This is a genomic window from Methylobacterium sp. 174MFSha1.1 (assembly GCF_900116815.1).
Lineage (GTDB): Bacteria > Pseudomonadota > Alphaproteobacteria > Rhizobiales > Beijerinckiaceae > Methylobacterium.
Genome location: NZ_FPCB01000021.1, coordinates 51589 through 75216 on the forward strand (window position 1 = coordinate 51589; position 23628 = coordinate 75216).

A 23628-nucleotide genomic window follows, 5' to 3' on the forward strand; every position below is an offset into this window, starting at 1 on the left:
GGAAGCCGTGGTCACGGCCGGTGAGGCCGCCGGGCGGCCCGATGAGGTCTTTTAAGTCGAGGGAGCGCCGGACTCGCGGGCGAGGCCGGATTCCGGGATCAGCGTACCGTCCGCAACGACCCGATAATCATGACCTTTCCAAGTCACGGCGCCGGACATGAAGCACCAGGCGAAGCCGGCGAAGGACAGGAGGTCGCGGATCGGCAGCAGCCAGTAGGGATGCGGCTCGAGGCCGAAGGCCCGCTCCACCCGCATGCACAGGACGATCCGGCAGGCGAGCGCGAGCGCCGCGGTGGCGAGCGTGTAGACGCCGGCATCCGGCAGGAGCGCCGCGATCAGTGCCAGCGGGAAGGCGTGGGTGACGAGCGTGCCGGCGTAGCCGACCGGATCGACGTTGCGGATGGTGCGGTTCCACCGGGTCTCGTGGCGCCACAGGCCGGAAAGCGAGGTGTCGACGCAGGTATGCCCGATGGTGAAGTTCGGGATCGCCACGATGCCGCCCTGGGCGCGGAGCGCCGCCCCGAGGGTGTAGTCGTCGGCGAGGTCGTCGCGGATCGCCTCGAAGCCGCCGATCTGGCTCAGCATCTCGGTGCGGAAGGCGATGGTGGAGCCGAAGCACGGATCGGCGAGCCCGAGACCCGTGCCCATCAGGACGTTGGGCAGGAACTGCGTGTCGATGGCGAGCGCCGAGAGATGCGCCCAGACGCCGCCATTCGCCGGCACGCCGTGATAGAGGCAGGTGACGCCGGAGACGCCGGGGCGGGCGAGCTCCGCGACGATGCGCTCGAGATAGTCGGGCGCCACCACCATGTCGCTGTCGGCCAGCACCACGACGTCGTGGGCGATCAGCCCCGCCATGTTGATCAGGTTCGAGACCTTGCGGTTCGCACCGTGCTGGCGGGCATCGATCACCAGGTCGATGCGCAAGCCGGGGTGCTCGGCCTGGAGCCGGTGCACCACGGCGATCGCCGGATCGGCCGCGTTCTGCACCCCGAACACCACTTGCACCGCGCCCGCATAGGCCTGGGCGCAGAAGGTGGTGAGGTTGTGGTGCAGGTTCGGCTCGTCGCCGCAGAGCGGCTTGAGCAGGGTCACGGAGGGGCGGGGCGCATCGGGCGCGAGGCGCGGCACCGGCTGCCTGGCGAGGCGCCCGGCGAGCCAGGCGGTCGTCAGGCCGTACACGCATCCGGCGAGCGCCAGGACGAGCAGGAGGGCGGAGATCCAGGTCCATTCCATGGCGTGGCGGCGATCCCTGGGAGGAGTTGGCCGCGCGGGGGGCGCGCGGCGGGCTGTGTTGTGGGTTGAGGGTGCGGGCGGAGGGTAAGCACTTCGTGACCGCCGGCCGTCACGGGCCGGCGGACCACCTGGCGGGCTACTTGGCGGGCGACTTAGCCGCCGGTGCCGGCGCCGCCAGCATCGTCTCGGTGGACTTGCGCAGATGGGCGAGCAGGCCGTCGGCCCCGCCCTCCTGCAGCGGTTCGGAGAAGCCGGTGCGCAGGGTGCCGGCCTCGCTCACCGTGCCCTGGAGGTAGACGTCGGTGATCCGGTTCTCGGCGTTCAGCACGTAGTCGACCGGCGAGGTGTCGCCGCTGCCGTCGGTCACAGTGACGTGGACGATGTGGCCGTTGCCGCGCGGCTCGCTCTTCGGATCGATGGCGAACTGGCTGCCCGCCGCGGCGCCGAGCCGCGTGGCGTAGGTCGCCGGCAGGTAGGCCTCGAAGGCGGCGACGAGCGCCTGCTGCTTGTCGGCCGGGATGTCCTTCCAGCGGGTGCCAACGCCGAGGCGCAGCATCGCCGGCAGGTCGAACGCCTCCTTCATCGGGCCCGCCAGGGTCTCGGCCCGGGCGCGCACGTCGCCGGCCTTGAGCGCGGCCTCGAGGGCGTCGGTCATCCGCCGCACGGTCGCGACCGCCGGATCGCCCTCCGCGGCCGCGGGGGCAGCGGCGGGAGTCTGGGCCAGGGCCGGCAGCGCGGCCGTGAGGAGGCCGGCGATCGTCAGGCTGCGCAGGGTCTCGCGTCGGGTCTGCACCAGGTCACTCTCCTTTGCCGTCGGCGGGCGCCGCGGCGTAGCCGTAAGCAGGCATCGGCGCCTGACGCAGCTGGGCGTCGCGCGGGCGCACCCAGGCCCGCAGGGCCGCGCCAATCCCGGCCGCCGGACGGCCCGGATCGGCCTCGTTCTCCATGGCGTGCCAGAGCATCAGGCTCGGCAGCCCGACGGCGAGGTCGGCCAAGCGCTTGATCAGCGACAGGGCCAGAGCCGCCTCGGCCGGGATGCCGAACACGGCGCAGAGCGCGATCAGGCCGCCCTCCTGCGCCCCGAGCGCGCCCGGCACCGCGAAGGCTGCGCCGCGCACGGCTTGCGCCAGGCTCTCGATCACGATCGCCTCGAGGAAGCCGACCTCGTAGCCCATGAAGCGGAGCGCGATCCAGACCTCGAAGGTGCCGATGATCCAGCCGAACAGATGCGTGCCGATGGCGGTGAGAATGCGGCCGCGGGCCGCGTAGAGGCCGCGCAGGCGCTCGAACATCACGTCGACGGCGCCGAAGATGCGCCACTCGCGCCCGCCGGCGAAGCGGTTGATCGCCGCCTGGAGCAGGCTCTGCCCGAAGCGGCGCTGCACCAGGTAGAAGGCCACGAGGGCCGGCGCCGCCACCACGAGGCCCAAGCCCACGTAGTGCACGATCGGCCCGTCGCCGCCGAGCGCGACCAGGATGCCGAGGCCGGCCAGCGTGAACAGGAACTGCGTCAGCGCCTGGACCATCAGGTCGACGAGGGTGGAGGCACCCGACAGGGCGCCGGACACCCGCTCGCGCGTCAGCAGCCGGGCGCCGATCAGGTCGCCGCCGACCTGCGCCACGGGCAGGAGCGTGTTGATGCCCTCGCGCACGAAGCGCACGCTGACGCAGGCCCGCAGCAGCGGCCTCTCGCCGCGGGGGAACACCACCCACCAGCCGAGGCCCGCCCAGGCGACGGCGACGAAGCGCGCCACCACGACCAGCACGGCACCCCAGCCGGACGCCCACAGGGCCGCCGCGACCGCCTCCGGCCCCGAGGAGACGAACAGGCCGATCACGGTGCAGAGGCCGGCGATCAGGCCCAGTGTCGTCAGTCGCTTCATGACCCTCTTTCTGTCGCAGCGGCAGCGGCCCTAGAGGGCGCGCCATTCCGGCAACGGAGTCGAAACAAAGCAGCGCCGTTGCATCCCGGCACGTTGCAGCTTTGATGGGCGCTGTCTATCACCGCCCGGACACAGTGCCGGCGAAACCGGCATCCACCACCGGTGCTGCGGGCCGGCCCAAAGCACCGCCGCCCAAGCAATGCCGCAAGCCTAGATTACGGCGCATCGTCCTCCCCGCCCCGATTCGGCCGGCGGGGGTCTGAATCGCGAAAGAAGGCCGCTCGTGACGGCCGCCAAGGGATGACCAGCATGGATCGGGAGACGACCTTCGAGGCCGAGCGCGGCGGCGCGCTCGACGACGCGAGCACCCATGACCTGACGGCCTTCGGGGGCGACGCGCCCGGCCGGGCGCCGGCGCCGCAATCGCCGGTGATGGCCTGGAACGAGTGGGATCCGCTGGAGGAGGTGATCGTCGGCTCGCTCGACGGCGCCACGATCCCGACCCACCACCTGACGGTGATCTTCAACCTGCCGCGGGCGGCCCAGCCGTTCTACCGGCTCGCCTCGGGCTGGAAGTACCCCGGCTTCATGAAGAAGCTCGCCCAGCAGGAGCTGGACGGCTTCATCAAGATCCTGGCCGGCGAGGGCGTGAAGATCCGCCGCCCCGACTCGGTCGACTTCTCGAAGAAGTTCAAGGCTCCGCGCTGGTCGTCGCGCGGCTTCTGCGTCGCCTGCCCGCGCGACCCGTACCTGGTGATCGGCGACGAGATCATCGAGAGCCCGATGTGCTGGCGCTCGCGCTACTTCGAGGGCGACGCCTACCGCTCGCTGTTCAAGGAGTATTTCCGGGCCGGCGCGCGCTGGACCTCGGCGCCGCGGCCCCAGCTCACCGACGAGCTCTACAACTACGACTATCGGGTGCCGAACCTGAAGGCCGGCGAGCCGATGCAGTTCACGGTGAACGAGTTCGAGCCGGTCTTCGACGCGGCCGACTTCGTGCGCTGCGGCCGCGACCTGTTCGTCACCCGCTCGAACGTGACGAACCTGATGGGCATCGAGTGGCTGCGCCGCCACCTCGGCCCGGGCTTCCGCATCCACGAGATCGAGAGCCGCTGCCCGCAGCCGATGCACATCGACTCGTCGTTCATGCCGCTCGCCCCCGGCAAGGTGCTGGTCAACCCCGACTACATCGACGTCGAGAAGCTGCCGGCGGTGCTCAAGAAGTGGGACGTGCTGATCGCGCCCCGCCCCGACCCCGTCGAGGGCTTCATGAGCAAGATCTCGATGTGCTCGCCCTGGACCTCGATCAACGTGCTCGCCATCGACGAGAAGAAGATCGTGGTCGACGCGAGCCAGCCGACGCTGATCAAGGCGCTCAAGGATTGGGGCTTCGACCCGATCCCGACGCCGTTCCTGTCCTACGGCCCGTTCGGCGGCTCGTTCCACTGCGCCACGCTCGACGTGCGCCGGCGGGGCGTGCTGAAGTCGTACTTCTAGTCCAAGGGAAGCCGGCTCGCCTCGGGCGGGCCGGATGCCCAATGGTTTCAAACCCGAAAAGGCCCGCCACTCCCGTGGCGGGCCTTTTCGTCTGCTGCGTGGGTTCATACGATTTCCGACTGATTGCTTCGCAACGCGGAAATCGGCTTCGCTCAGACGCCGCGCGGGCTCGCGATACGGTTCCCGGAAGGAATCTTCCGGAAATCGTATCAGACGGGTGGTTACCGCCCGGCCGTCGGCCCCTTGTCGGTCCAGTCCGGCGGCAGGCCGAACGAATCGCCGACGATGCCGTCGATTCCGGGCGCACGGCCGAAGGCCTGGCAGTCGGGATCGCGGGGCATCTCGCCGAGCACCGTCACGCGGATGCGCTCGTAGGTCGGGATGGTGAGCTCGGACTCGAACGGGTCCACGCCGGTGGTGAGGTACGAGCCGAAATCCTGGCCGAAATCGCCGGCGAGGTCGTAGATGTCGGCGATCGGCGAGAAGCGGGCCTGGTTGGTGAAGGAGTTGGCGCCCCCGGCCCACACCATCGCGGCGCGCTGCTGGCGGCGGGCGTCGAGGGCCTCGGCCTCCACCGTGAGGTCGCCGAGTCCGATCGGCAGGCGCGGCACCGGCACCTTGCCGATCGTGTCGGCGAAGCCGACGCCGACCTGCGCGGCGATCGTGATCGCCGCCGAGGCGCCGACCGCGACGCCGGAGGCCGGCACGTTGGTGAGGCCGGCGCGGGTGACGTTGGCCCGCACGGTCAAGTCGGCCGGGCCGGAGGAGACCACGTCGTAGCGCAGCGACAGCTCGTAGCAGAGCGCCCGGTCGGCGGCGTTGGCGACGACCCGGCGCTCCTGCTCGGTCACGCCCGGTCCGGAGACGGCGGCGGAGAACACGGTGGGGATGATGCGCACCGTCCGCACCCGGGCCATCGCCGCCTTGTCGATGAAGATCCGCGACTTGGTGGCGGTCGCCTCGCTCGGGGTCAGGTGGTCGTAGCGGGTCAGCAGGCCGGTCTGGGTCAGCACCGGCGTGGCGCAGCCCGCGAGCAGCGCCAGGGTCGTCACGGCCGCGACGCGGCGGGCCACCCGCGCGTTCAAGGCAGCCTTGATGGTCGTCCGCATTCGGTCGCTTTCCCGGATCGCGCGAAGCCGCACCCGCGGGAGCCCGACGAGGCTTCCCGAAAGGCCGGCTCCCGGCGGCGCAAGGGCGGGCCCGTCCGGACTCGCCGCGCCGTTATGCCTTTGAGCCTAACCTTCGCCGCGAGATCGGGGAAGCCGAGCTTGGCCGGAACGCGCGCTTCGGGCCCGGCTGTAACACGTCGGCCACATTGTTTCCGTGGGGCAGGCCCCTACCGGGACCGGTCAGGCGAGCGCCGCCATGCTGCAGCTCTGGCCGCCATCGACCGGCAGGCACACGCCGGTGATGAAGCGGGCCTCGTCGGAGGCGAGGAACACCGCCGCGTGGGCGATGTCCCAGGCCTCGCCGAGGCGGCCGAGGGGCACCCGGCGGTCGCGGCCGGATTCCGGGGTGCCGGCGCCCCGGCACTCGTCGGCCAGCGTCGTGTCGAGGAGGCCCGGCAGGATCGCGTTCGCCCGGATGCCGTCGCGGGCATACTGCATCGCCACCGACACCGTCGCCTGGTTCACCGCCGCCTTGGCGGCCGCGTAGGCGAAGGCCGGGGTGCCGGTCCAGCGCCGGGAGGCGACCGACGAGATGTTGACCACCGCGCCCGAGCGCCGGGCCCGCATCCCCGGCAGCACCGCCTTGCAGGTGCGCCAGACGCCGCCGACATTGACCTCGATCGCCCGCCGCCAGGTCTCCTCGTCGAGGTCCTCCGGGCCGCCGGCCTCCGGCAGGCCGACATTGTTGTGCAGGATGTCGATGCGGCCGAAGCGGCCCTCGCCGAGCGCCACCGCCCCCGCCACCGCGTCGTAATCGGTGACGTCGGCGCAGAGCGCCACGGCCTCGTTGCCCTCCTCGGCGATGAGCTGCGCCGTCTCCTCGGCGGCGGCGAGGCCGCGATCGACGCAGATCACCCGGGCACCCTCCCGGGCGAAGGCGACCGCCACCGCCTTGCCGTTGCCCCAGCCGGCGCCGGCGGAGCCCGCCCCGAACACGATCGCGGTCTTCTTCAGCAGGCGTGTCGACATGGCCCGAGCCTCCGTCCTCGACGGAGACTCGCAAAAGGCCCGCGCCGCGCAACGGGCGAGGAAGCAGGGCGGCCAGACGCCGCCCGCATGGATGACGGACGCCCGGAGTCACGCGCCGGCGGGGCCGGCCCTCCTGGTGACGCGCCAGGCCGCGACCGCGACCGCCAGGGCGAGGCAGAGCTGGGCCAGGCTTCCCTCGCCCAGGTGGACGTGGCCCAGTTCGTGCCGCACGGCGAAGCGGACGACGAGGCCGGCGGCCCAGTAGCCGAGGCAGAAGGTCAGGGCGGCGAGGAGAAGTGCGACGAAGTCGTTCATGAGCGAGAGACCCCACGGACGAGGAAGCCGCCGCGTCATCCCGCCGGCCGGCGGAACGCGGCGCGACCATGAGACCCGGGCAAGCTTGCCCGAGGCCGGCCTGCCCCGAGAGGGAGCAAGAGCCGCGCCAGAGCCTTCCTCATTCCGGCCGTGTCGCCTGCATCGACGGGCGTTCGCCGAAGCCCGCGTACCACGCCGCCGCCGCCGGGGCGCGCTCGCGCCAGCCGAGATCGGGCAGCCGCAGGTCGAGGTAGCCCAGCGCGCAGCCATACGTGATGCCGGCGATGTCGACCCGCTCGCCGAGGCTGGGCGCCGCCGCCTCGATCCGCGCCAGCGCGTCGACGATCTTCTCCCGCTGGCCGCCGACCCAGGCCGGCGAGCGCTCGTTCTCCTGGCGCACCCGGGTCTCGTAGACGCAGAGCAGGGCCGCATCGAGCAGGCCGTCGCCGGTCGATTGCGCGGTGAGCGCCGCCCAGCGCGCCGGGCCCGGGGCCGGGAAGAAGCCGCCCTGCCCGAGATGGTCGAGGTATTCGCAGATCACCCGGCTGTCGGCGAGCGCCGTGCCGTCGTCGAGGATCAGGGTCGGCACCTGCGCCAGCGGGTTCTGCGCCCGGATATTGGGATCGCGGTTGATCGGATGGGCAGCCGCCGGCAGCAGCTCCAGGCGCTCGAACAATCCGAGTTCGTGGGCGACGACCAGCACCTTGCGGACGAAGGGCGAGGTCTTGGCGTAGAAGAGCTTCATGGGACTTCCTCCTGTTTCTTGATTTTCAACAAGCCTTGTTCCGGCTCGCACAATGCAAACGGAACCCTCCTCGTCATTCCGGGGCCGCGCAGCGGAGCCCGGAATGGCGAGGAGGAATGGAGAAGGGTTTCGACGAGTCCCGCATCGAGAGACTCTGCTCACTGCCCCCGCCCGGCCGCCGGCTTCGCGGCGGGCTTCTGCGCGGCCGGGGCCGGGGGCGCGGCACCGGCCGCCGCGGGCTTCGCCGGAGCCGGCGGGCGCGGGGTTTCGAGGCTGAGGCGGCGCACCGGCCAGCCGTCGCTCCAGCGCTCCATGTCGATGAAGCGCGGGTTGCTCTTCAGGCTCGCGGCGTTCTGGCCCGAGAACGCGGCGGCCGCCGCCATGTCGAAGGTCTTCCAGAAGGCGAGATAGTCGAGGCTGTCGGTGCCGGCGGCGTTGATCTGGCCGACCAGGACGGTCTGCTCGCCGGTGAGGGTCATGTCGGCCGACCACTTGAACGGGGCCGGCTTCTGCTTCGGGTCGGGGGTCGGCAGCTTCAGCTGGCCGACATCGTAGGCCGCGTTGCCGCCGGCCGGCGCGGCGAGGGTCGCCGAGAGCGCCGGGAAGCCGTGGTCGTCGGAGAGGGCGCGGACCATCAACTTGTGGTCGACCGGCACGGCGCTCGCCTCCCGCATCACCCGCCGCGCGGCGATGTCGGCGGCGCGGGCGTCCCGGTCGCCGATCACCGTGACGATCAGCGTGGCGGGATCGATGGCGTTGAGGTCGTGGAGCGCGATGCCCCGGGCCTTGTCGTCCCGGGCGATGCCGCCCGGCATCGCCCCGAAGATCAGCCGCGGCACCGGCAGGCCGGTTTCCTTGGCATGGGCCGCGAGGTTCGCCGCCAGCGGCACGCCGGCGAGATGGCCGATCAGGGCCACCCGGCTCGTATCGGGCTTGGCCTCCTGGTCGCCGGCGAGTTCGGCGAGCGCGTCCTTGACCAGGGTCGCGGCGAGGCCGCTCGCATCCACCGGCCGCGTGCGGCCCACCTCCTGGAAGCGCGGGAACAGCACGAGGTAGCCCGAGCGCGCCAGATGCTCGATCCAGGCGCCGTAGGCCTGCGGGTTCACCGCGCCCCAGGCGTGCAGCATCACCGCCACCGGCCGCCCCTGCGCCGGCGCCGCGCCGTTGCCGTAATAGGCGAGCGTCACCGCGCCGGCCCGGCCGAGGGCCCGCTTCACCACGCTCGCGGCGGCGTAGGCCTGGCCTCCCGGCCCCTCCTTCGGCTGGGCGGGCGGCGTGGCGGCCCCCGCGCCGGGCGCAGCCCCGAACGCCGCGAGGGCGAGGGCGAGCGGAAGGGCAAGGCGGGTGCGGGAGAGCGATGGCATGAGGCTGGGGGGCTGACGGCTCGGGAGGCGCACCCCACACTGTTTCGCGCCCGCACTCAAGGCGTGATCTTGCGGGGGCGTCACGGTTCTGGAGCTTGTCGCTTCCGCGGTACAGTCACGCTCCAATCCGCGGGAGTCCAGGCCGGAATTCGGGCCGAATCTAGCCCCGCCCCTCCGGCTCGTCGCCGAGCACGGCGTGCAGCCGGCCGATCAGGGTATCGAGTTCCTGCGGCACCGGCTCGTCGGTCACGTCGGTGTACATCGACCGCAAGTCGTGCCCGAGCTTGGCGAGCAGCAACGCGTCGGCCAGCGACGACGCGGTCGGGTGCGACTGGCCGAAGCTCGCGGCGTGATTGCTCGGAATCATCTTCATGGCGCGATTACGGGAACGGGAGTCCCGGCTCCGTCAGGAAAAAGGGGTGGGATCTGCGGCGCTGACCGGCGCCGGGCGGCTCGACGACTTGAGGTTGATTTCCGGCGCCGGATCACCGGCTTGCCCTGGACAACGCACTTCCTGGAGGGCAGTTGCGCCCGATTTTCGGGCACGCACACGGAACGGGTGCAGCCCCGGGCGTTTCCGCCCGGGGCTGCACCCGTTCTCCTCGTGATTCGCGTGGGTTAATCCACGTTAACCATGGCCGTGATCGAGGACCGGTCCCGTTCTACATCGGCGGCGTCAGCCCGTCCTTGCCGACCGAGATGCTGCGCGCCTCGAACCGGTCGCCGTCGCGCACGGCCGAGGCGAAGACCTTGGCGCCCGGCACCAGCACCGCCCGGTCGGCCGGCTCCAGCATCACCACCGGGGTCCCCGGCGGTACCGCGACGGCCAGGCTCTGGCCCTTGTACGAGACCGTGATGGTGCGGCCGCCGCCGACGCTGGTGCCACCCGCGACGGTGCCGTTGGTCATGCTGGTCTCCACCTCCGGCGCCTTGACGGTGCCGTTGGTCATGCTGGTCTCGACCTGTCCGCTGCCGGCGCCGTCCGGCAGGCGGTCCCAGGGGTAGTGGCCCTCGCCGGCGCCGCGCAGGGCCTCGGGGAAGATCAGCACTTCGAAGGCGACCGGCGGATCGCCGGGCTTGTCGCCGGCCTTGGCGGCGGTGCCGATGAAGCTGCCGTCCTTGACCTGGTCGAGGCTCGCCGGCGCCAGCTGCGACACCCGGGTTCCGGCGCCGAGGCGGATCGTCTCGGTCGCGCCGGCGCGGGTGCGGATGGTGACGGCGTCCGCCTCGACGCGCTCGATCGTGCCGCGCAGGCGCTCGACCTGCGGCGCGGCCAGGGCGGCGGCGCTTGCCGCGAGGGTCAGGCCGGCGGCTGCGATCGTCCTGAGGATGGTCATGAAAGCTCCGGGGACTCGAGCTCCAGGATCGGAGGAGCCCCGGCTGTTATGGTCCGCCACCCCGGTGCCGGCCATCGTCTCGCGCACAAGTGATCGCGAGAGGCCGCCTCACGCGTCCTCCTCCTCCTCTGGCTCCAGGGTCGCCTTGACGGTGTCGAGCACCCGCCGGGCGAGATCGGAATCCGGGTCCTCGCGGGTCAGGGCGTCCTCCAGCATGGCGAGGAAGCCGCCGAGCTGGTGCCGGTAATGGTCGGAATCGACGCCGCGCAGGATGCCGGCGACGAAGCGCACCGCCATCTGCAAGGCCACCTGCTTGGCGGCGACGTCCGATTGCGCCTCGGAGAGCCGGGCGATCATCTCGCCGTGGCGGGCCGAGAGCGTGGTCAGGCCGTTGATCTTGTCGTCCGGGCTCATCGCGGCTCTCCCGAGAATGGGACGGGGGCCTTTCCCGCCGGAAAAGGCCCCCGTCATGTGGCGGTTGCCCAGGAGCCTGTCACGGGCTCCCGGGTCCTTTGAACCTCTCCCTCCGGATTCATCCGAGGGGAGAGGACCAATCCTTACGCGGCGAGCTGGCGCAGGACGTAGGGAAGGATGCCGCCGTTGCGGAAGTACTCGAGCTCGTCGAGCGTATCGATGCGGCAGGTCAGCGGGACCTCCTTCACCGAGCCGTCGGCCGAGGTGATCTTGGCAGTGAGCGTCTGGCGCGGCTTCAGCTCGCCGGCCAGGCCCTCGATCGTCACGGTCTCGTCGCCCTTCAGGCCGAGCGAGGCCCAGGAGGTGTCGCCCTGGAACACCAGCGGCACCACGCCCATGCCGACGAGGTTCGAGCGGTGGATGCGCTCGAAGCTCTCGGCGATCACGGCGCGCACGCCGAGCAGCTTGGTGCCCTTCGCCGCCCAGTCGCGCGACGAGCCGGTGCCGTACTCCTTGCCGGCGAACACCACCAGCGGGGTGCCCTCCCGCTCGTAGCGCATCGCCGCGTCGTAGATGAACATCCGCTCGCCCGACGGCTGGTAGAGGGTGTAGCCGCCCTCGACCACGGAGCCGGACTCGTCCTTCACCATCTGGTTCTTGATGCGGATGTTGGCGAAGGTGCCCCGCATCATGACTTCGTGGTTGCCGCGACGGGTGCCGTACTGGTTGAAGTCCTGGACGCGGACCTGGTGCTCCTGCAGGTAGGCGCCCGCCGGGGACGCCGCCCGGATGTTGCCGGCCGGCGAGATGTGGTCGGTGGTGATCGAGTCGAGGAACAGGCCAAGGATGCGGGCATTGACCACGTCCTCCACCGGCTTCGGGGTCTTCTCCATCCCGACGAAGTAGGGCGGGTTCTGGACGTAGGTCGAGCCGCCGTTCCACGCGAAGGTCTCGGCCTCGGTGACCTCGACGTCCTTCCAGTTCTGGTCACCGCCGAACACGTCGGCGTAGCGCGACTTGAACAGGGTCGAGGTGATGTTGGCCTCGATGAACTCCTGCACCTCGGCGGTCGAGGGCCAGATGTCCTTCAGGTAGACCGGCTTGCCGTCCGAGCCGGTGCCGAGGGGCTCGGTGGTGATGTCGATCTGCATCGAGCCGGCGAGCGCGTAGGCGACGACGAGCGGCGGCGAGGCGAGGTAGTTCGCCCGCACGTCGGGGTTCACCCGGCCCTCGAAGTTGCGGTTGCCCGAGAGCACCGCGGCGGCCACGACGTCGTTGTCGTTGATCGACTTCGAGATCGCCGCCGGCAGCGGGCCCGAATTGCCGATGCAGGTGGTGCAGCCGAAGCCGACGAGGTTGAAGCCGAGCGCATCGAGGCTCGGCTGCAGGCCGGCCTTGTCGAGGTACTCCGCCACCACCTGCGAGCCGGGGGCGAGCGAGGTCTTCACCCACGGCTTCGAGCGCAGGCCCTTGGCGACGGCGTTGCGGGCCAGCAGGCCGGCGCCGATCATCACGCTCGGGTTCGAGGTGTTGGTGCAGCTCGTGATCGCGGCGATCACCACGTCGCCGTGGCCGATGTCGAAGTTGGCGCCCTCTACGGGATAGCGCTTCGCGATGTCGGCGGCCTTCTTGAACTCGGTCTCCATCGACTGGGCGAAGCCGGGCTTCGCGCCATCGAGGAGCACCCGGTCCTGGGGACGCTTCGGGCCGGCGAGCGAGGGCTTCACGTCGCCCATGTCGAGCTCGAGCGTGTCGGTGAAGACCGGGTCCGGGGTCTCTCCGTCGCGCCACATGCCCTGCGCCTTGGCATAGGCCTCGACGAGGGCGATGCGGTCGTCGGCGCGGCCGGTGACCTTCAGGAAGTCGATGGTCTTCTGGTCGACGGGGAAGAAGCCGCAGGTCGCGCCGTATTCGGGCGCCATGTTGGAGATCGTGGCGCGGTCGGCGACCGACATGTCGTCGAGGCCCGGGCCGTAGAACTCCACGAACTTGCCGACCACGCCCTTCTTGCGCAGCATCTGGGTGACGGTGAGCACGAGGTCGGTGGCGGTGGTGCCCTCGGGCAGCTTGCCCGACAGCTTGAAGCCGACGACCTCGGGGATCAGCATCGACAAGGGCTGGCCGAGCATCGCAGCCTCGGCCTCGATGCCGCCGACGCCCCAGCCGAGGACGGCCAGGCCGTTGACCATCGTGGTGTGCGAGTCGGTGCCGACGAGCGAATCCGGGTAGGCGACCTCGTGGCCCTCGAAGGGCTTGGTCCAGACGGTCTGCGACAGGTACTCGAGGTTGACCTGGTGGCAGATGCCGGTGCCCGGGGGCACGACCGAGAAGTTGTCGAAGGCCGACTGGCCCCACTTCAGGAAGGTGTAGCGCTCGCCGTTGCGCTCGTATTCGAGCGCGACGTTGTCGGCCAGCGCCTTCGGGGTGCCGAACTCGTCGACGATGACCGAGTGGTCGATGACGAGGTCGACCGGGACGAGCGGGTTGATCTTCTGCGGGTCGCCGCCGAGCGCCACCATGGCGTCGCGCATCGCCGCGAGATCGACCACCGCCGGCACGCCGGTGAAGTCCTGCATCAGCACGCGGGCGGGACGGAAGGCGATCTCGACCTCGGTCTTGCCGCGGTTCTCCAGCCAGCCGACCACGGCCTCGATGTCGGCCTTCTTGACCGAGCGGTCGTCCTCGTAGCGGAGCAGGTTCTCGAGCAGCACCTTCATCGAGAAGGGCAGCCGGCTCGCATCCGGCAGGCCGTTCTTCTCGGCCTCGGGAATGGAATAGAGGGTGTAGGTCTTCGCGCCGGCCTGGATGGTCTGGCGGGCCTTGAAGCTGTCGATCGATGCCACGGCGTGGTCCTCGCGAGGGGTTGTCGAACACGGCACAGGCAGGACCTGCGCCACTCAGAAGTGTTCGGCCGGATGCGCTGCGGGTTCGACCCTGGCTGACGCAGGGAAGACCCGTGTGCCGCCCGCCCTCGCCTCGCGGCCAAGAATCGGACGGTGCGCGCGCCGCCCCGGGGGTGCCCGGACTGGGATGCGCGAAGGACGGTTTGGACGCCTCTGAAGGTCGCGCGGCGCAGCCGGGGATGCGTATAGAACACTTCGAAACTGGCCGCTACGGGTCTGGTGGCCGCGGATTCACGCATTCTCGCCGGAGCAGCCATAGCGTAAACGCGGACGATCCCCCCGCCCTCGCGGAGCCCCCTGCCCTTGGATCCCCGCCCTTGCGCCTGATCGCCGAGGACCTCGCCTGCCGGCGCTCCGGACGCCGGATCTTCTCCGGGCTCTCCTTCACCCTGGAGGCCGGTGAAGCGCTGACCGTCACCGGCCGCAACGGCACCGGCAAGTCGTCGCTGCTCGCGATCCTCGCCGGGCGGCTGCGGCCGGAGGCCGGGCGCCTCGTCGCCGAGGAGGTCGGCGAGCGCACGATCCCCGAATGCCTCCACGTCGTCGGCCACCGCGACGGGCTGAAGGGGGCGCTGACCGCGGAGGAGAACCTCGCCTTCGCCCGCGACCTCCTCGGCGACGCCGATCTCGGGGCCCGCGCGGCGCTCGCCCGCCTCGGCCTCGCCCACGCGGCGGGCCTGCCGGTGGCCTATCTCTCGGCGGGACAGCGCCGGCGGGTGGCCCTCGCCCGTCTCCTCGTCTGCCGCCGGCCGCTCTGGCTCCTCGACGAGCCGACCGCCGCCCTCGACGTGGCCTCGCAAGCGGCGCTGGCCGGGCTGATGCGCGAGCATCTCGCGGGAGGCGGCCTCGTCATCGCGGCCACCCACCAGGCGCTCGGGCTCGAGACGGCCCGGGACCTGTCCGTCGAGGCGTTCCGCACCGCCCGGTCCGCGCAGGTCGCCGATCCTTTGGCCGATCCCTTCGCGGAGGCATTCTGATGGGCCGCGCCTTCCTGGCCGTGGTCGCCCGCGACCTGCGGCTCGCCGGCCGCATCGGCGGCTCGGGGGCCCTGTCCCTGGTGTTCTTCCTGATGATCGTCGCCCTGGTGCCGTTCGGCCTGGGGCCCGACCTCAACCTGCTCGCCCGGATCGGGCCCGGCATCCTGTGGATCGCCGCGGTGCTGGCGACCCTGATCGGCCTCGACCGGCTGTTCCAGGCCGACGAGGAGGACGGCTCCCTCGACCTCCTCTCGGGAGCGCCGGCGCCGCTGGAGCTCCTGGTGCTCGCCAAGGTCACGGCGCACTGGCTCACCACCGGCCTGCCGCTGGCGCTCGCCACGCCTCTGTTCGGGCTCCTCGTCGCGCTCAGCCCGACCGGCATGGCGGCGACGAGCCTGACGCTCCTCGTCGGCACCCCGGCGCTCACCTTCATCGGCGCCGTCGGGGCGGCGCTCACCGCCTCGATCCGGCGCGGCGGCTTGATCCTCGCCGTGGTGGTGCTGCCCCTGATGGTGCCGACCCTGATCTTCGGCGTCTCCGCGACGGATGCGGCGCTCGGCGGCACGGTGCCGTTCGCCACGCCGCTGGCGATCCTGGCGGCGCTCAGCCTCGCGGCGGGCGTGGTGGGGACGCTGGCGGCGGCTGCGGCGTTGCGGTGGGGGGAGTAGGGGTCGGATCGCGCGGCGCGCGCCCTACATCCGTCCCCCGCCCACCGGCTCGGCGCAGAGCGCGCCGAGGGCCTCGATCAGCCGGTCGGGGTTGAGGGGCTTTCGCAACATCGGCAGGTCCGGCCACATCAGCCGCATCGCGCGCGGCAGCACGCCGCCGGTGCAGATCAGCACCGGCACGCCCCGGCCGATCAGGCACTCGGCCGTGGGCGTCGCCTCGCCGTCGGCGAGGTTGAGGTCGAGGATCGCGACGTCGATCTCCTCCAGGTCGATCAGCGCCAGGGCCTCGCGGTTGGTGCGGGCCGGGCCGACGGCGTGGGCGTTCGAGCCGGTCACGATCTCGGTCAGCTCCAGGGCGACGAGCGCCTCGTCCTCGACGATCAGCACCCGTCGTCCGTCCAGCATCGCGATCTCCAAGGTTCCGGGGCGGGCGAATCAGCGTCCGCTCCGGGTCGCGGGGCGAGAGTGTGTCGCCGGCTCCGTTCGGTCAATCGCGCGAATGCGAGGGTCGCGCTTAAACGCTCCTTAACCATGACGACAGCATCGTTAGCCTGGCCGTGATCGGAGGCGGCGCACCTGGACGGGTGCGGTCCGGACGGCCGGCACGAGGCGCGGAGAGGCGGCGATGGGCGAGGCGGCATTGGGCATCTCGGGCCAGGAGCGGAGCGGCCCGGATCTGAAAGAGCGGAGCGGCCCGGATCTCAAGGGACGGACCGGCCCGGATTTCGATCTGGTGCGCCGCCTGCTGCTCCCGCCGGGCTGGCTCGGCCCCCGGCCCTACCGGCTGCCCCTGCCCGACGAGGAGGAGATCGAGGAGATCGACGATCTGGTCGCCCAGCTCGAGGCCGAGAACAAGGTGATGAAGGCCGTGCTGCGCTCCGAGCGCGAGGCTGCGGCGGAGCTGCGCGCCCAGGTTGCGGCCTTGTCGATCCAGCAGGCGCAGGACGAGGACACGCAGGAGGACCTGCGCGCCGACCGCGACCGCTGGGCCTCCCTGGTCGAGCGCCTGCTGTTCGCGCCGCGCTAGACGGACGTGGCCCCTCCCCCCGTCACGCCCCAGAGCCAGATCAGTCGCACGGAGACGGCCATGAGCCCCCGCTGCTCGCTCGTCGTCAACGGCAAGCCCGTCCGTGTGGCGACCGGCGACACGCCCCTCGACGCCGCCCTGCCCCGGACGGTCGCGGCCGGCCGCGACGGCGTGATCCAGGATTCCATGCTGCCAGAGGCTCTGCCGCGCCTGCGCAACACCAGTCGCGCCCGGCCCCGCCTCGGCGACGGCGCCGCGACCCGGCCGGGACCCGCCCCCTCGCCCCTCGCGGTCCTGCGCACCGCCAAGCGCGCCGGCACGCTGCTCTCCGCCACCCCGCTCTCGGGCGCGGTGATGGAGGTGGTGGTGACGGTCTCGCGCAGCCTCGACGTCGCCCCCGGCCAGGCCGTGGAGGTCGCCTTCGCGGGGCTGCCGGCCCGGCCCTACTGCCCGACCCAGCGCATCGACGGCAACACCGAGCTCAACGAACTCGTCTTCCACCTGCGCCGCGACCGCGGGGCGCTCGGCCCCGCCCTCGGCGAGGCGGTGCATCCCGGCCACGCCGTGCGGATCAAGGGACCGGCCGGCGGCACGCCCTACCGGCCCGGCCCCGGCCGCCTGATCCTGGTCTCGGCCGAGACCGGCTTCGCGCCGATCTGGGCCATCGCCCGGGCGGCGCGCCACCTCGAGATCGGACGCGAGATGGTGGTGGTGGCCGGCGCAGCGGATGCCGACGACCTCTACATGCGCCCCGGCCTCGATTGGCTGCGCACCACCGGCGTGCAGCAGCTCACCCTGGCGGCCAGCCGCGACCGCCGCGGCCAGACGGACGTGCGCCACGGCCCCGTCACTGCCCACCTGCCGACCCTGCGCGGCAGCGACACCGTTCACGTCGCCGGCCCGCCCGACATCGTGCGGGCGGTCGAGCGGCTCTGCGACAGCGTCGGCGCCACCTGCGCTGCCCTGCCCTTCCTGCCCTCGCGCAGCCGGGCCCGGAGCCTCGTCACCCCGGGCGATACGGGCGCGCAGTTCGGGCTGTGAGCTTGCAAACCGAGTGTTTGAGACTGGTCACGTCGCTGCGTGATCCGGGTACGCCGGCTGGAACGCAACCGCTGCCACAAGCTTGTCGGCCTCGCCGCGCGACCGGATCACGAGCGTCGGCACGTCCGGGCCGTGAGCGTCGAGGCCGCGGATGATGGCCGGAACCGTGTCACGCTCGAAGTTCCAAACGTAGCTCAGGAACTCTCGATCCGGCAGTTGCTCCGGGCAACCCGGCGCCATGTCCGGCCTCGTCCGGCCGCGATGCGCGATCCCGCGGCGAATCACGCCGGCGAGGCAGGTCAGTCGCGGCAGACGCAACCAGATCGCGAGATCGGTTCGGGGCAAGCGCAGGTCCAGGCTCGACGGAAAGCTGCCATCCATGATCCAGCGTTCGCTCGCGACCGCTGCGGCGATCAGGGCGCGGTACTCCTCGCGGGGCCGCGCCACCCAGCCGGGCAGCCAGTAGAAGTCCCGGTCCATGGAGAGATGCGGCAGGTCGAGCTGACGACCAAGGGTTGAAGAGAGTGTCGACTTTCCGGCGCCGGAGCTGCCGAAGATAAGCACGCGCTTTGCACTGCGGAGCAGCACAGTAGCCTCGGGCAAACCGATCGTGTTCGGCATCGCGAGTCCCGGCGTCTACGGATACCAGCTTGCCATAAGGGCATGCCACTCGAACCGGCAAGGCGCTGGTCCCGGCATCGTTGAAGACACGGGCTGCCCGCGTCCTCACGCCAGCGATGCGACCGGCACCGGATAGGCGTGCGGGCGCCCGGCCAGCATCGCGTCGATGAGGGACAGCACCTCGGCGCGCCCGACATTGGCCGCCTGCTCGAAAGGCGTCCAGGTCTGGTGGAAGTCGAGCGCGGCGAAGACCGCGCGGTAGCGGGTCAGTTCGGCGGGGGTCAGCGGCACGCCACGCACGAAGGCCTTGTGGGCCGAGATCGTCAGCGCCTCGCGCGGATTCTCCGGGTTCAGCTCGAACTTCAGTGCGTCACCGCAGAACACGATGCCGCGGGTCGTGTCGTGCAGCACGGCGTGGCCGTCGAAATGGCCGGCGGTGCGGTGGAGGACGAGGCCCGGCAGGGGCTCCAGCACGTCGTCGTAGGGCCAGGAGACCTGGAGCGCCGCGCTCCACGTGAAGTCGGCGGCCGGCAGGCAGAGTTCGGGGTCGAAGCGGTCCTGGAGCTGGGGCAGCGCGCCGTAGCTGTGCGGATGCGAGGCCGACAGGATCTTCATGCCGCCCAAGCGCTCGATGTGGTCGAGGGCCGCCTCGCTGAAGACCGGGCAGCCCTCGAAGCCCATGTTGCCCTCAGGTGTCACGATCAGGTAGGCGCTCGGCCCGATGCCGGTGACCGGCTCGTTCCAGAACTTCCACACCCCCGCCTCGACCTCCTCCCAGTGGCACGGGAACGAGGCTTGCGCCTCCGCGACGTCGCGAAAGCGCCAACCGTCCTGCGGCACGACGTGGCGGGCGTCGAGGCACATCGGGCAGCTCGGCGGGGCCGCGAAGTGGCGCTGCCAGAAGCCGCAATTGTCGCAGACGAAGCTCGGAAGCTTGAGGGCGCCCGCGAAGGGCAGGTAACCGGGCACGCGAGACCTATCGGGCAGCCTTGGGGAGATTTCCGAGATAGGGCGCCGCCGCCGCGGCGGCGACGCCGCGCGTCAGAACAGCCGCGGCAGCAGGCGGCGGCGCCGACCGAGGCGGCGTGCCGCCCCCGCGCCGAGGGCGAGCGCCGCCGCGCCGCCGATGCAGGCCGCTGCGAGGCCGGCGACGAGGACGTCGCGCTGGCGGTCGGTGAAGAACTCGCTGCGGGTCGGCGTCGTCTTGTCGGAGAATTTTCCGTCGATCGCCGCCGGACCAGGGGCGGGCGTAAACAGGTTGCCGGGCTTGTCGGGCGCAGGCTCGCCGATCTGCGCGTCCCAGCCGCCGGCCATCATCCGGTCGGAGAGCGCCGGCGACACCACCTGCATCAGCCCCATCTGCACCGTCGAGCGGCCGACCCAGATGTCACGGCGCCGGTTGTTGGCGGCGAACAGGATCGCGTCGGCGCAGAGCCGGGGGTCGAAGACCGGGGCCGGGATGTCCTGCTCGGCCCCCGTGCGGGTGCGGGCCCAGCCGAATTGCGGCGTGTTCACCGCCGGCAGGTAGACCACCGTCAGGCCGATATCGACCCGCTCGTGCAGCAGCTCCGAGCGCAGGCCGTCGGTGAAGCCGGTCACCGCGTGCTTGGCGGCGCAGTAGGGCACCTGCAGCGGCATCGACCGGAGCCCCAGACCCGAACTCACCTGGACGATGGTGCCGCGGTTGCGTCTCCGCATGTGGCGGAGCGCCGCGAGCGTGCCCCAGACCTGGCTCAGATAGGTGGTCTCGGTGACCCGCCGCCACTCCCCGGGGGCGATCTCGGGAACCGGCGCCACGATCGACGACATCGCGTTGTTGACCCAGGTGTCGATCGGCCCGAGCTCGGCCTCGAACCGGTCGGCGGCGTCGTTCACCGCCTCCACGTCGGCCACGTCGGCGGAGACGCCCAACACTGCGCCGCCGTGCCGGCGGAGCGCGGCCTCCGCGTCGCGCAACCGTCCCTCGTCGCGGGCGACGATGCCGACCGACCAGCCCGCCCTGGCGAAGGCGTGGGCGGTCGCCAGACCGATCCCCGCCGTGCCGCCCGTCACCACCGCCACCCGCGCCACGCGCACCTCCCGAAGACTTGAAGAAGCTGCCGGGCAATGCGGTGGGCGGGCGGGAGGTTCGGGTGCGGCGGTGACGCACCGCGACGAGAAACGCCCCCGGACGGGTCCGTCCGGGGGCGCTGGATGACGGCGAGGGCCGAAAAGCAGGCGTTACCGCGCCGGCTCCGGCTCACCGTGGTGGTCGTCCACCCCACGCCAGCGGTTGATCCGGATCGAGATGTTGCGGATCACCACGTAGAAGACCGGGGTCAGGAACAGGCCGAAGATCGTCGCGCCGAGCATGCCGAACAGCACCGCGGTGCCGAGGGCCTGGCGCATCTCGGCGCCGGGGCCGGTGGCGAAGGCGAGCGGCACCACGCCGAGGATGAACGCGAAGGCGGTCATCAGGATCGGCCGCAGGCGAAGCCGGCACGCCTCGACGGCGGCCGCCACGGGGCCGCGGCGCTCGCTTTCCTCGATCTGGTGGGCGAACTCGACGATCAGGATCGCGTTCTTGGCGGCCAGGCCGATGAGCACGATGAGGCCGATCTGGGTCAGGATGTTGTTGTCCTGCGCCCGGAACTGCACGCCTGCGAGCGCGGCGAGCACGCCCGTCGGCACCACGAGCAGGATCGAGAGCGGCAGCGCCCAGGATTCGTACTGCGCGGCGAGCACCAGGAAGACCAGCAGCACGCCGAGCGCGAAGACGTAGATCGCCGTGTTGCCGACCGCCTTCTCCTGGAACGCGATCTCGGTCCACTCGAAGCTCATGCCGTCGGGCAGGGTCTGGCGGGCGAGCTTCTCCATCGCGTCGAGGGACTGGCCCGAGGACACGCCGGGCCGCGAATCGCCCTGCACCGGGATCGAGTAGTACAGGTTGTAGCGCTGGACGATCTGCGGGCCGGAGATGTCGCGGATGTTGGCGAGGGTCCCCATCGGCACCAGCGCGCCGGTGGAGGAGCGCACCTTCAGCCGCTCGATGTCCTCCTTCTCCATCCGGTACTTGGCGTCGGCCTGGGCCCGGACCTGGTAGATGCGCCCGAAGGTGTTGAAGTCGTTGACGTAGGCGCCGCCGAGATTGACCTGCAGCGTCGAGAACACGTTGGCGAGCGGCACGTTCAGCATCCGCGCCACCGTGCGGTCGATGTCGAGGTAGATCTGCGGCGTGTCGTTGCCGAAGGTGGTGAAGACGCGGGTCAGGTTCGGGTCGCGGTTGGCCGCGCCGATGAGGTCGCCCGAGACCTGGAGCAGGCGGGCGATGTCCGAGCCCTCGCGGCTCTGCACCTGCATCTTGAAGCCGCCGGCATTGCCGAGGCCCCGCACCGGCGGCGGCGGGATCGCGATGATGCGCGCCTCCTGCATCGGCGCGGTCTTGGCGAGCACGTCCTGGAGGATCTTGCCGGCGGTGCGGCCCTTGGCCAGGCGCTCGGCGAAGGGCTTCAACGGCAGGAACATCACCGCGCCGTTGGTGGTGTTGGTGAAGGTCGCGCCGTCGAAGCCCGCGATGACGACGGTGTTGCCGACGCCGTCGATGTCGAGGGAGCGGCGCGACACCTCCTGCACCACCGCGGTGGTGCGCTCCAGCGCCGAGCCCGGCGGCAGCTGCACCACCACCAGGAGGTAGCCCTGGTCCTGGAGCGGGATGAAGCCGGTCGGCGTGGTGCGCACGAGGTGCAGCACGCCGTAGATGACGCCGGCATAGAGCAGGAGCATCGCCAGCAGCGGCACCAGCCGCCCGGTGAGGAAGCGGATCGTCGCCGCGTAGGCGTTCGCCGTCGCGTCGAAGGCGCGGTTGAAGGTGTTGGCCGCCCAGGCCCCGAAGCGGGCCACGAAGAAGCGCGGCCGGTGGTGCTCGGAATGGGGCTTCAGCAGCAGCTTGCAGAGCGCCGGCGACAGCGTCAGCGAGTTGAACATCGAGATGATGGTCGAGGCCGCGATGGTCAGCGCGAATTGCCGGTAGAACTGGCCCGAGATGCCCGGGATGAAGGCGGTCGGGATGAACACCGCCGACAGCACGAGCGCGATGGCGACGACCGCGCCGCCGACCTCGTCCATGGTCTTGTGGGCCGCCTCGCCGGGCGAGAGCCCCTCGGCCATGTTGCGCTCGACGTTCTCCACCACCACGATCGCGTCGTCGACCACGATGCCGATGGCCAGCACGAGGCCGAACAGCGTCAGGTTGTTGAGCGAGAAGCCGAGCAGCGCCATCACCGCGAAGGTGCCGACGAGCGAGACGGGAATCGCGATGATCGGGATGATCGCGGTGCGCCAGCTCTGCAGGAAGACCAGGATCACCACCACGACGAGGACGATCGCCTCGCCGAGGGTCTTGTAGACCTCGTGCACCGACTCGGCGATGAACTCGGTCGGGTTGTAGGCGATCTTGTATTCGAGGCCGGGCGGGAAGTCCTTGGCGAGCGTCTTCATCAGCGCCTGGACCTGCTCGGCCGCCTCGAGGGCGTTGGTGCCGGGACGCTGGAACACGCCGATGCCGATGGCGGGCTGGCCGTTGAGGAACGACTTCGTCGTGTAGTCCTTCTGGCCGAGCTCGACCCGGGCGATGTCGGAGATCCGCACCAGGCGCCCCTCGGACGCCTTGACGATCACCTTGCGGAACTCGCTCGGGTCCTGGAACCGGCCTTGCGTCTGCACGGTGAGCTGGAACGCCTGGCTCGCCGGCGCCGGCGGCGCACCGAGCGCGCCGGACGCGACCTGGACGTTCTGCTCCTGCAGCGCGTTGATCACGTCGGTGGTCGAGAGCTGGTAGGAGGCGAGCTTGTTCGGGTCGATCCACAGCCTGAGCGCGTATTCCGAGCCGCCGAACACCGTGATGTCGCCGACGCCGTTGAGGCGCAACATCGGGTCGCGCAGGCGCAGGTAGATGTAGTTGGCGAGATAGTTCTGGTCGAAGGTGCCGTCGGGCGACAGCACGTGCACGACCATCATCAGGTCGGGCGAGGACTTGCGGACCGTGACGCCGAGGTTGCGCACGTCGCCGGGCAGGCGCGGCTGGGCGACCGAGAGCCGGTTCTGGACCAGCACGTTGGCGATGTCGAGGTTGGTGCCGAGCGCGAAGGTGACGGTCAGCTGCATGTTGCCGTCGTTGGTCGACAGCGAGGACATGTACAGCATGTTGTCGACGCCGTTGATCTCCTGCTCGATCGGCGTCGCGATGGTGGCCGCCACGGTCTCGGCATTGGCGCCCGGATAGGAGGCGCGCACCACCACGGTCGGCGGCACGATCTCCGGGTACTGCGAGACCGGCAGCGAGATGTACGAGACGTAGCCGATGATCAGGATGACGATCGAGGTCACCGAGGCGAAGATCGGCCGGTCGACGAAGAAGTGGGCAAAACGCATCGGTGGGCCTCTCGCGCCCCTCAACCTGGGCGTGGCGCTCCCGGTCGGGGCGC

22 protein-coding genes are annotated in these 23628 nt (G+C 71.1%); 5 read left to right on the forward strand and 17 right to left on the reverse strand.

The annotated features are described in order from the left end of the window. Positions 1 to 51: 51 nt before the first annotated feature. The 3 genes from hpnI to BM430_RS18970 form a co-directional block, all read right to left on the reverse strand. Positions 52 to 1236, reverse strand: coding sequence for a bacteriohopanetetrol glucosamine biosynthesis glycosyltransferase HpnI (hpnI, locus tag BM430_RS18960; RefSeq protein ID WP_093568810.1), 1185 nt, complete (start codon positions 1234 to 1236; stop codon positions 52 to 54). A gap of 136 nt (positions 1237 to 1372) precedes the next feature. After that, positions 1373 to 2029 carry a Tgt2/MlaC family protein gene (locus BM430_RS18965; protein ID WP_177303101.1) on the reverse strand — a complete coding sequence of 219 codons (657 nt, stop codon included), beginning with the start codon at positions 2027 to 2029 and terminating at the stop codon, positions 1373 to 1375. A 4-nt stretch (positions 2030 to 2033) separates the two neighbouring features. Then, positions 2034 to 3119, reverse strand: coding sequence for a lysylphosphatidylglycerol synthase domain-containing protein (locus tag BM430_RS18970; protein WP_093568811.1), 1086 nt, complete (start codon positions 3117 to 3119; stop codon positions 2034 to 2036). Between the two features lie 309 nt (positions 3120 to 3428). Here BM430_RS18970 and BM430_RS18975 point away from each other — a divergent pair, with 309 nt between their 5' ends. Continuing rightward, a complete protein-coding gene (locus BM430_RS18975) occupies positions 3429 to 4616 on the forward strand; it encodes an amidinotransferase (protein ID WP_093568812.1) in 1188 nt (395 codons plus the stop codon). Positions 4617 to 4837: 221 nt separating this feature from the next. Here the strand turns inward: BM430_RS18975 and BM430_RS18980 are convergent, their stop codons facing one another. The 9 genes from BM430_RS18980 to acnA all read right to left on the reverse strand — a co-directional run bounded on the left by BM430_RS18980 (position 4838) and on the right by acnA (position 13772). After that, a complete protein-coding gene (locus BM430_RS18980) occupies positions 4838 to 5725 on the reverse strand; it encodes a DUF3313 domain-containing protein (protein ID WP_093568813.1) in 888 nt (295 codons plus the stop codon). A gap of 240 nt (positions 5726 to 5965) precedes the next feature. Beyond that, the gene (locus BM430_RS18985; protein WP_093568814.1) at positions 5966 to 6754 is read right to left on the reverse strand and encodes an SDR family NAD(P)-dependent oxidoreductase; all 789 of its coding nucleotides are present in this window, start codon (positions 6752 to 6754) and stop codon (positions 5966 to 5968) included. A 108-nt stretch (positions 6755 to 6862) separates the two neighbouring features. Continuing rightward, on the reverse strand, positions 6863 to 7069 hold the full coding sequence (locus BM430_RS18990; protein WP_093568815.1) for a hypothetical protein: 207 nt from the start codon (positions 7067 to 7069) through the stop codon (positions 6863 to 6865). Positions 7070 to 7208: 139 nt separating this feature from the next. Further along, entirely contained in the window at positions 7209 to 7814 is a 606-nt protein-coding gene (locus tag BM430_RS18995) for a glutathione S-transferase family protein (protein WP_093568816.1), read from the reverse strand. Between the two features lie 158 nt (positions 7815 to 7972). Beyond that, positions 7973 to 9178 carry a dienelactone hydrolase family protein gene (locus BM430_RS19000; protein ID WP_093568817.1) on the reverse strand — a complete coding sequence of 402 codons (1206 nt, stop codon included), beginning with the start codon at positions 9176 to 9178 and terminating at the stop codon, positions 7973 to 7975. 160 nt (positions 9179 to 9338) lie between these two features. Then, positions 9339 to 9551: a NepR family anti-sigma factor gene (locus BM430_RS19005; RefSeq protein ID WP_093568818.1), complete on the reverse strand. Its 213-nt coding sequence runs from the start codon at positions 9549 to 9551 to the stop codon at positions 9339 to 9341. A gap of 289 nt (positions 9552 to 9840) precedes the next feature. Next, positions 9841 to 10515 carry a hypothetical protein gene (locus BM430_RS19010; protein ID WP_093568819.1) on the reverse strand — a complete coding sequence of 225 codons (675 nt, stop codon included), beginning with the start codon at positions 10513 to 10515 and terminating at the stop codon, positions 9841 to 9843. 108 nt (positions 10516 to 10623) lie between these two features. Continuing rightward, positions 10624 to 10929 carry a hypothetical protein gene (locus BM430_RS19015; protein WP_093568820.1) on the reverse strand — a complete coding sequence of 102 codons (306 nt, stop codon included), beginning with the start codon at positions 10927 to 10929 and terminating at the stop codon, positions 10624 to 10626. 143 nt (positions 10930 to 11072) lie between these two features. Next, on the reverse strand, positions 11073 to 13772 hold the full coding sequence (gene acnA / locus BM430_RS19020) for an aconitate hydratase AcnA (RefSeq protein ID WP_093568821.1): 2700 nt from the start codon (positions 13770 to 13772) through the stop codon (positions 11073 to 11075). Between the two features lie 377 nt (positions 13773 to 14149). On the opposite strand from acnA, the gene ccmA reads away from it, so the two are divergent. Continuing rightward, entirely contained in the window at positions 14150 to 14809 is a 660-nt protein-coding gene (ccmA, locus tag BM430_RS19025) for a heme ABC exporter ATP-binding protein CcmA (RefSeq protein ID WP_093568822.1), read from the forward strand. Continuing rightward, positions 14809 to 15477: a heme exporter protein CcmB gene (ccmB, locus tag BM430_RS19030; protein ID WP_093568823.1), complete on the forward strand. Its 669-nt coding sequence runs from the start codon at positions 14809 to 14811 to the stop codon at positions 15475 to 15477. The genes ccmA and ccmB overlap by 1 nt, the downstream gene beginning before the upstream one ends. A 24-nt stretch (positions 15478 to 15501) precedes the next feature. Here the strand turns inward: ccmB and BM430_RS19035 are convergent, their stop codons facing one another. Further along, positions 15502 to 15882 carry a response regulator gene (locus tag BM430_RS19035; protein ID WP_093568916.1) on the reverse strand — a complete coding sequence of 127 codons (381 nt, stop codon included), beginning with the start codon at positions 15880 to 15882 and terminating at the stop codon, positions 15502 to 15504. 220 nt (positions 15883 to 16102) lie between these two features. Between BM430_RS19035 and BM430_RS19040 the strand changes: the two genes are divergently transcribed. Together BM430_RS19040 and BM430_RS19045 are read left to right on the forward strand one after the other, a co-directional pair. Next, the gene (locus BM430_RS19040) at positions 16103 to 16504 is read left to right on the forward strand and encodes a hypothetical protein (RefSeq protein ID WP_093568824.1); all 402 of its coding nucleotides are present in this window, start codon (positions 16103 to 16105) and stop codon (positions 16502 to 16504) included. Between the two features lie 60 nt (positions 16505 to 16564). Beyond that, positions 16565 to 17545: a ferredoxin reductase domain-containing protein gene (locus tag BM430_RS19045; protein WP_093568825.1), complete on the forward strand. Its 981-nt coding sequence runs from the start codon at positions 16565 to 16567 to the stop codon at positions 17543 to 17545. 27 nt (positions 17546 to 17572) lie between these two features. Here the strand turns inward: BM430_RS19045 and BM430_RS19050 are convergent, their stop codons facing one another. The 4 genes from BM430_RS19050 to BM430_RS19065 form a co-directional block, all read right to left on the reverse strand. After that, a complete protein-coding gene (locus BM430_RS19050; RefSeq protein WP_093568826.1) occupies positions 17573 to 18166 on the reverse strand; it encodes a P-loop NTPase family protein in 594 nt (197 codons plus the stop codon). A 105-nt stretch (positions 18167 to 18271) separates the two neighbouring features. Beyond that, entirely contained in the window at positions 18272 to 19135 is an 864-nt protein-coding gene (locus tag BM430_RS19055; RefSeq protein ID WP_093568827.1) for an MBL fold metallo-hydrolase, read from the reverse strand. Between the two features lie 72 nt (positions 19136 to 19207). Continuing rightward, positions 19208 to 20236 (reverse strand): SDR family oxidoreductase, encoded by a 1029-nt coding sequence (locus BM430_RS19060; protein WP_093568828.1) that lies wholly within the window; start codon positions 20234 to 20236, stop codon positions 19208 to 19210. A 150-nt stretch (positions 20237 to 20386) separates the two neighbouring features. Continuing rightward, the gene (locus tag BM430_RS19065; RefSeq protein ID WP_093568829.1) at positions 20387 to 23575 is read right to left on the reverse strand and encodes an efflux RND transporter permease subunit; all 3189 of its coding nucleotides are present in this window, start codon (positions 23573 to 23575) and stop codon (positions 20387 to 20389) included. Between the last annotated feature and the right edge of the window lie 53 nt (positions 23576 to 23628).